The organism is Pseudomonas sp. GM49 (genome assembly GCF_000282355.1).
GTDB lineage: Bacteria > Pseudomonadota > Gammaproteobacteria > Pseudomonadales > Pseudomonadaceae > Aquipseudomonas.
In genome coordinates, this window is the sequence record NZ_AKJL01000311.1 from 1 (window position 1) to 3,346 (window position 3,346).

Genomic DNA, 3,346 nt, shown 5'->3' on the forward strand with positions numbered 1-3,346 from the left:
CCCGCCACGGCAACTGCGGCGGCTTGGCGCCGTAGCCGCGGCTGACCACGCCGACCCGCAGGCCGCTGCGTTGACAATGCTGGATCATCCACAGAATCAGCGGCGTCTTGCCGGTACCGCCAACGGTGATGTTGCCAACGACGATCAACGGCACCGGCGGCTGATAGATCTCGCCCTCACCCGCCAGAAAGCGCTTGCGCTTGTTCACGACCACGCGCCGGTACAGCCATTCCAGTGGCTGTAACAGCTTCAGGGCCGGATGACCGTCATACCACGCGGCGAGCAATCGATTGGACATGGCCATCAGGGCGCGGAGGGCGCCGCCTCGATGGTGGTCATGCGCAAGTGGCTGAAACCGAGTTTGCCGGCGGCGTCCATCGCAGTGATGACCGACTGATGCCGGGATTTGCCGTCGGCGCTGATGGACAACGGCAGGTTGGTATCACCATTGGATTCTTTCTGCAGCGCTTCCATCAACGTGGCCAGGTCGCTTTTCGGCAATACATGGTTGTTCACCGAGAACACACCGTCGGCACTGATGGCGATATCGAGCTGCCGGGTCTGGTCGTCGGCAGATGCGCCACTGACCGCTTCCGGCAACTCAACGCGCAACTGGGTTTCACGGGTAAAGGTGGTGGTCACCACGAAAAACAGCAGCAGGACAAACACCACGTCGATCAGCGACACGAGGTTGATGTCCACGTTCTCCCGTTGCTTGCGGCGGAATTTCACGCTTTGCCCTCAGCCAGATCAACGTCACGGTCGCCCTGCACCACTTCAACCAGCTTGATGGCTTCCTGCTCCATGCCCACGACGAGCTCATCAATGCGCCGTTGCAGAAACCGGTGGAAGAACACCGACGGGATACCGACGATCAGGCCCGAAGCCGTGGTAATCAAGGCTTTGGAAATACCGCCGGCCAGCACTGCGGCGTTGGTCGTCATGCCCGTGCCCATGAACGAACTGAAGATCTCGATCATGCCCAACACGGTACCCAGCAGACCCAGCAACGGCGCCATGGCGGCGATGGTGCCCAGCGCGTTGATGTAGCGCTCCAGCTCGTGGATCACCCGGGCAGCGGCCTCTTCGATGCACTCTTTCATGATCTCGCGACCATGCCTGGAGTTGGCCAGGCCGGCCGCCAGGATCTCGCCCAAAGGCGAATTGGCACGCAGTTCCTTGAGTTTTTCTTTATTGAGCTGTTTGTCCTTGATCCAGACCCAGACCTGCCCGAGCAAGTGCTCCGGGGTCACGCGGCTGGCGCGCAGGGTCCAGAGACGCTCGGCGACGATCGCCATGGCCGCGATGGAACTCAGAATGATCGGCAGCATCATCCAGCCGCCGGATTTGACCAATTCCCACACAGTGACAGTCCCCTCGAAAAAGTGCGCCACTCTAACATAGGGGGTGGACGCACCGAAGACCGTGATGTCGCATCCGGTCGGGCTTTGATAACACTCGGTTATTGCTTCAAGGGCGGCGGATCGCGCCAGAAACGCCGTTCCTGACGCATTGACCACGGCGGCTCGAAGCGCCCCAGTTGCAGACGAATGGCACCGTGTTCGGCGCTGTCGTAGATCGCCATTCCACGTTTTTGATAACGCGCGATGACCGTGGGATGCGGATGGCCAAACGAGTTGCCCTGCCCGCGGGAGATCAGCGCACCCTTAGGTTGCAGGACATTCAACAGGGCCATGGACGACGAACTGCGACTGCCGTGGTGAGGCGCCTGCAGCCAATCGGTGGGCAGGGCCAACGGACCGTCCAGCAGGGCTCTCTCGGCGGCGGCATCGATGTCGCCACTCAACAGCAACCGTTCGCCATTGGCCTCGATCAGCAAGACACAGGAGTTCTGGTTGCTGTCGCCCGCCAATGGCCAATGCCACAGCTGGAAATCGACTTCATCCCAGGTCCATTGCCGACCGCTCTCACAACGCTCGGCCTGCAACTCCACAGGCAAGTCTGACGGCTCACCACTGACCACCTGTTTCACCGGCAAGCCCTTGGCAATCGCCGGGGCACCGCCGGCATGATCGGCATGGGCGTGGCTGATCAGCATCAGGTCGAGCCCCTTCACCCCCAGTTTGCGCAATGCCGGCAGCACCACCCGTTCCCCCTGGTCGAGCTCACCGAAACGCGGTCCGGCGTCATACAGCAACGTGTGATGCCGAGTGCGCACCAGGATCGCCAGACCCTGACCGACATCCAGTTGCCAGACTTCGGCCATGCCTTCCTGCAACACCGGCCTGGGCGAAAAAACCAGCATCAACAGCAGGGGCCACCCTAACGGGCGCATCGGTACGCCCCGCGGCAGCAAGAGCAAAAAGGTGCCAATGGCACCGATTAGCCAGGCCCATAGCGGGACTGCCGCGGGCACCCATGCGGGAACCTGACCGGAGACGAGCCCCAATCCCCTGAACCACCCGTCGATCAGGCCGCCAGCCAGCCAAAGCAGTTTCTCCCCCACATAAGGCACCGGCAGCAACAGCGTCCCGAGCAACGCCGGCGGCAGGACCACCAGACTGATCCAGGGCACCGCGAACAAATTGGCCAGCGGCCCGCTGAGACTGATTGGCAACCCCAGTGCCAGCAACAACGGGCACAGTCCGATTGCAATCAGCCATTGGGCACGGGTCCAGGTCTGCCACCAACGCCACGGCCCCAACCGGCCGCCAAAGGTCAATATCAAGACGGCCACGGCCGCGAAAGACAGCCAGAAACCAGGCTGAAGACTCGCCAGTGGCTCCAGCAGCAAAATGCCGTTGAGTGCCAACAACAGTGGCCACCATGCTCCGAGATGACGGAACCGTAGACGCCACAACAACACCATTCCAATCATCAGGCAGGCCCGTCGCACCGGCACCCCGAAACCGGCCAGCATCCCGTAACCGAGCGCAGCGGCGAATGCCAGGCCACACGCCCAGGGCAACCATGGCAGACGGTTCGGCCATAACCCAAAGCGGGCCAGGCCGGCGATCAGCAGATACACGACGCCCGCCAGTAATCCAATGTGCTGCCCGGAAATCACCAACAGATGCACCGTGCCGGTGTCCTGCAATACCTGCCAGTCTTCGCGACTCAGCCCGGCGCCGTCCCCGAGTACCAATGCCGTCAGCGCGCCGCTTCGCCCTTGGGCATCCACCGCCAGCAAACGCTGACGGATTGCATCACGCCAGGCCCATTGGGCTGGCGCAAGGCGTTCGCCGTCCTTGACCGTCCCGGTCGCCCCGATATGTTGTGCCAGCAACCAGGCCTGGTAGTCGAAGGCCTGCGGATTGAGGAGCCCGACCGGGCGCTTCAACTTGACGGCCAGGCGCCAGCGCTCGCCACTGTTCACCGGCGGGGG

At 62.5% G+C, this 3,346-nt stretch carries 4 protein-coding genes; all 4 read right to left on the reverse strand.

Features of this window, described 5'->3' with window-relative positions:
- Positions 1–304: tetraacyldisaccharide 4'-kinase (locus PMI29_RS02095; protein WP_008003839.1), on the reverse strand; the 304-nt coding region annotated here is incomplete at its 3' end.
- Positions 304–732, reverse strand: a complete 429-nt coding sequence (locus PMI29_RS02090; RefSeq protein ID WP_008003842.1) for an ExbD/TolR family protein — start codon at positions 730–732, stop codon at positions 304–306. The genes PMI29_RS02095 and PMI29_RS02090, both read right to left, overlap by 1 nt.
- Complete coding sequence (locus PMI29_RS0130520) at positions 729–1,364, reverse strand: MotA/TolQ/ExbB proton channel family protein (protein WP_033052763.1); 636 nt, start codon at positions 1,362–1,364, stop codon at positions 729–731. Before PMI29_RS0130520 ends, PMI29_RS02090 begins: the two co-directional genes overlap by 4 nt.
- Before the next feature lie 98 nt (positions 1,365–1,462).
- Positions 1,463–3,346 (reverse strand): DNA internalization-related competence protein ComEC/Rec2 (locus tag PMI29_RS02085; protein ID WP_008003845.1); only part of this gene is annotated, 1,884 nt, incomplete at its 5' end.